Raw genomic sequence first — 4,329 nt, 5'->3', positions numbered from 1 at the left:
TGCCTGCCAGCGGACAGGCAGCCAGAGCATTCCGAGGAAGCGCATCCTCGATCTGTCCATGGCACAAAAGCAATGGTGGATGGCGAAGAGAAGGAAGCTGCATGCTCGCGCTACACGATTGGTTTTGCCGAGGCCGAACGTCAAGTCGGCCGGCGGGGTTGGCGGGAAATCGGCGTTCTAATGTGCATGCTTGACTTCCGGAATTTTTCTGATTCTCTCACCAGATCCGGCTCAAGGACCCCCTACAAAAGAGGGGTGGGAAAAGCATGATGGACCGCCTAATGTTTTCAGCATGCATGACGCTGAAGTACGGGACCTGCAAGCTTGGGTTGACTTTTTGTCTAGCCAAGGAACTGCAAATCGTCCCGTCGAACCCAGTCCAACCAAGAACGCCAGCAACATGGTTGCGGCACCGGCGCCTACGCTTGATGCTAGTCGCGCCGAGCCGCTGACTTCCATTGGCCACTATTCGAGTTCAAACTCAGAATTGCCCAGCAAAGCTGATTCAAAACCACTGCGCTTTGGCGCCTCAACGGTGGCACTTTATGGACAAAATGCGCTGTCAAGTTCGCCCACAGCCGCAGCATCCAGCACCTCCGAAGCGTCGATGCGCGATTTGCGTGAGCCAATTTCGTTCGGCGAACTCAATACAAATGTCCCCGCACAGAGCCACGCCCCGCCGCTCAAGCTCCTCGATCAACTGCGCGGCGAACTGCGTGTGAGGCACTATTCGATACGCACCGAGCAGGCCTATGTGGACTGGGCGCGGCGCTTCATCTTGCATCACGGCAAGCGGCACCCGGCGTTGATGGGTGCCGATGAGGTGGCGAGTTTCCTGACCTACTTGGCGACCGAGCGCAATGTCGCCGCATCTACCCAGAATCAGGCCAAGTCGGCCCTGCTATTCCTGTATTCGAAGGTCTTGCGGGTAGAGCTTCCCTGGCTGGGTGAGGTGATCACCGCGCATGCCAGCAGGCATTTGCCGGTGGTGCTGACGCCGACCGAGGTGCGCTCGCTTTTTGCCGAGCTGAACGGCGTGAACTGGCTCGTCGCCTCGCTGCTTTACGGCACCGGCATGCGGGTGCTGGAGGGCCTGCGGCTGCGTGTCAAGGACATTGAGTTTGAGCGCCGCGAGGTGGTCATCCGCGAGGGAAAAGGCAATAAGGACCGAGTCAGCGTGCTGCCCGAAAATTTGATCCCGCCGCTGCGCGATCAACTGGCGCGCAGTCAAAATTTGCATCGCCAGGACTTGGAAGAAGGCTATGGCGCGGTAGCCTTGCCCCACGCCTTAGCCGTCAAAGACCCAAGCGCAGCGACGGCCTGGGGATGGCAATGGTTGTTCCCCAGCCCACTGCGCTCGATCGACCCCCGCTCCGGTGAAATACGCCGTCACCACCTGTTGGAGCAAGGGGTTCAAAAAGCTGTGGCCCTGGCCAGCCGCCGCGCCGGCATCAGCAAGCCCTGTACGCCGCATGTGTTGCGCCATTCCTTTGCGACTCATTTGCTGCAGGCGGGCTACGACATACGCACGGTTCAGGAGTTACTGGGTCACAGCAATGTCAAAACAACGATGATTTATACCCATGTGCTGAACCGTGGCGGGCGCGGTGTGCGCAGCCCGTTGGATCAACTGTGACAAATGAGCCGTGGTCGGTGGTATCGACCAAGTTCCGCACCTGATGTCACTCGATCACTTCCCACCCGGCATCTTGCTGTCCACGCCCTTGACATAAAAATTCACGCCGGAGAGGAATTTGTCGTCGGCAACTTCATCCATTTTCAGCAAGGTCTTACCATCTTGGCCAACGAGGGGGCCTTTCCAGATGACGAACGTGCCGTCCTTGAGCCCGGCCTTGATCTTGTCGATCTGGGCGCGGGTGTCGGCCGGCACGGTCTCGGCGATGGACACCATATCGATTGCGCCCTCCTTGACACCCCACCAGGCATGTTTGCCCGGCCCGGCCGCCCAGGTGCCGTCCAGCGCCTCGCGCACGGTGGCGATGTAGTACGGCGCCCAATTGATCACGGCCGATCCCAGGTGAGCCTTGGGGCCGTAGGCGGTCATGTCGGAATCCCAGCCGAAGGCAAACTTGCCATTCTTCTCGGCCGTTTGCAACACGGCGCTGGAGTCGGTGTTTTGCATCCAGACATCGGCGCCGCCGTCAATCAAGGTCTGCGCGGCCTCGGTTTCTTGCGGCGGGTCAAACCACTTGTTCACCCACACCACTTTCACCACCGTCTTCGGGTTGACGCTTTGCGCGCCGAGCGTGAAGCTGTTGATATTGCGGATCACCTCCGGGATGGGGATGGAGCCGACCACGCCCAAGGTGCCGGTCTTGCTCATCTTGCCGGCGATGACGCCTGCCATATAAGCACCCTCATAGGTGCGCGAGTCATAACTGCGCAGATTGGCGGCTTGCTTGTAGCCGGTCGCGTGCTCGAACTTGGTGTCGGGGCTGTCTGCCGCTACTTTGAGCATCGGCTCCATATAGCCGAAAGTAGTGCCAAAAATCAGCTTGTTGCCCTGGCCCACCATGTCGCGGAACACCCGCTCGGCGTCGGCCGCCTCGGGCACTTTTTCGACAAAACTGGTTTGTACCTTGTCGCCAAACTCTTTTTCAATCGCCTTGCGCGCGTTGTCATGCGCAAAAGTCCAGCCGCCGTCGCCGACCGGGCCGACGTAGGCAAAAGCGATCTTCAAGGGCGCAGCGATCGCAGGAGCCGATGCAGCTGAGGCTGCCGCAGCAACGGGCTCTTCGGCCTTCTTGCCGCAGCCCGCCAGCAAAGCGGCCGCGCTGGCCAGCACGCTCAAAGCACTGAGTTTCAGCAAAGATCTACGCTGGTTCATCGTCGTCATCTCCAAAAAAAGACCAGACCAAGAAAAATATTTCAAGACCCAGGAAAGAAAGGCTTACCCAAGGAGGCCGGCATATTGGCCCGTATGAATCCGGCGTTACTGGAAATCAGCACCAGCACCAAAATGGTGGACAGATAGGGCAGCATGCTCAGGAACTGACTCGCTATTTCCACGCCCTGCCCCTGCAAATAAAACTGCAGCATGGTGACAAAGCCGAACAGATAAGCCCCAAGCAGGATGCGTGCCGGCCGCCAAGTGGCGAAGGTCGTCAGCGCCAGCGCGATGAAACCCTTGCCGGCGATCATGCCTTCGACCCAGAGCGGCGTGTAGACGGTGGACACATAGGCGCCGGCCAGGCCGCACAAGCTGCCGCCGGCCATCACCGCGCCCAAGCGTATCCAGCGCACCGGATAACCCAGCGCATGCGCGGACTCCGGCGACTCGCCAACCGCGCGCAGCACCAGGCCGGCGCGCGAGCGGTACAAAAACCAGGCCAAGGCGGCGGTCAAGACAATAGCGCCGTAAACCAGCGGATGCTGTTTGAACAGCGCCGGGCCGATGAAGGGGATGTCGGCCAAGAAAGGCAGTTCGAATTGGCCGCGCGGCGGCAACTTTTCCGAGGTGTAGCGAATGCCGACAAAGGCCGAAAAGCCGGCGCCAAACAGGCTCAACGCCAAGCCGGCCGCATATTGATTGGTGTTGAGCCAAATCACCAGCACGCCAAACAAACCGGCCAGCAGCGCGCCCGCACCCATGCCGGCGGCAAAAGCCAACCCAGCGCTGCCGGTGTGCACGGCGGTGGCAAAGCCGGCGATTGCCGCCACCAGCATCAAGCCCTCGGCGCCGAGGTTGACGATGCCGGCGCGCTCGTTGATCAACAACCCCAAGGCGGCCAGCGCTAGCAAGGTGCCGGCGTTCAGCGAGGCGGCGATCAACAGTGCGATAGCGTCCATGCCGCTGGCCTCAAACGCTAGCCCGCAGCGTGCGGCGCAGGCGGTAGTTGATCAAGCTGTCGCAGGCCAACAGTGAGAACAGCAGCAGGCCCTGGAACACGCCGGTGATGGATTTGGGCAGGCCCAGCCGCGTCTGCGCCAGTTCGCCGCCGATAAAAAACATGCTCATCAAGACGGCAGAGAACACGATGCCGACCGGATGCAAGCGCCCGACAAAGGCCACGATGATGGCGGCGAAGCCATAGCCGGCCGGCACATAGGGCGTCAGCTGCCCCAGTGGCCCGGCCACCTCCAAGGCGCCCGCCAAGCCGGCCATCGCGCCCGACAACAGCAGCGCCGTCCACACCGCCCGCGTGGAGGAGAAGCCGGCATAACGCGCCGCCGCAGGAGCCAGGCCGCCGACCTGCAGCGCGCACTCGCCGGGGCAGGTGCGGTACAGGTTGTACAGGGCGTTCGCTTCCACCCCGTAGAACTCGGTGGTGGCCCGCGCCAGGGCCGACCCGGCCACCGCGTTCGGGC

Annotated in this window: 5 protein-coding genes; 2 read left to right on the top strand and 3 right to left on the bottom strand. The window is 61.3% G+C overall.

Going from position 1 to position 4,329, the window contains the following annotated elements; all coding sequences use genetic code 11:
• A partial coding sequence (locus RMO57_RS09240; protein WP_310385948.1) for a hypothetical protein occupies positions 1-270 on the top strand: 270 nt, incomplete at its 5' end.
• Positions 271-607: 337 nt separating this feature from the next.
• Positions 608-1,636, top strand: coding sequence for an integron integrase (locus RMO57_RS09235; RefSeq protein ID WP_310385946.1), 1,029 nt, complete (start codon positions 608-610; stop codon positions 1,634-1,636).
• Between the two features lie 54 nt (positions 1,637-1,690).
• Here the strand turns inward: RMO57_RS09235 and RMO57_RS09230 are convergent, their stop codons facing one another.
• From RMO57_RS09230 to RMO57_RS09220, 3 genes are all read right to left on the bottom strand, one after another.
• Entirely contained in the window at positions 1,691-2,857 is a 1,167-nt protein-coding gene (locus RMO57_RS09230; RefSeq protein WP_310385944.1) for a BMP family ABC transporter substrate-binding protein, read from the bottom strand.
• A 32-nt stretch (positions 2,858-2,889) separates the two neighbouring features.
• Positions 2,890-3,810 carry an ABC transporter permease gene (locus RMO57_RS09225; RefSeq protein ID WP_310385942.1) on the bottom strand — a complete coding sequence of 307 codons (921 nt, stop codon included), beginning with the start codon at positions 3,808-3,810 and terminating at the stop codon, positions 2,890-2,892.
• A 10-nt stretch (positions 3,811-3,820) separates the two neighbouring features.
• Positions 3,821-4,329 (bottom strand): ABC transporter permease (locus RMO57_RS09220; protein WP_414896400.1); only part of this gene is annotated, 509 nt, incomplete at its 5' end.

The sequence above is a fragment of the Roseateles sp. genome (assembly GCF_031397715.1).
Taxonomy (GTDB): Bacteria; Pseudomonadota; Gammaproteobacteria; order Burkholderiales; family Burkholderiaceae_C; genus Paucibacter_A.
The sequence above is the reverse complement of the archived record's forward strand: the minus strand, read 5'-3'. Positions and strand labels throughout refer to the sequence as shown.

Excerpts from the sequence above, each read along its gene's own strand:
- RMO57_RS09235 (WP_310385946.1), top strand. The coding sequence starts at position 608 with ATGCGCGATTTGCGTGAGCCAATTTCGTTCGGCGAACTCAATACAAAT.
- RMO57_RS09230 (WP_310385944.1), bottom strand. The coding sequence starts at position 2,857 with ATGACGACGATGAACCAGCGTAGATCTTTGCTGAAACTCAGTGCTTTG.
- RMO57_RS09225 (WP_310385942.1), bottom strand. The coding sequence starts at position 3,810 with ATGGACGCTATCGCACTGTTGATCGCCGCCTCGCTGAACGCCGGCACC.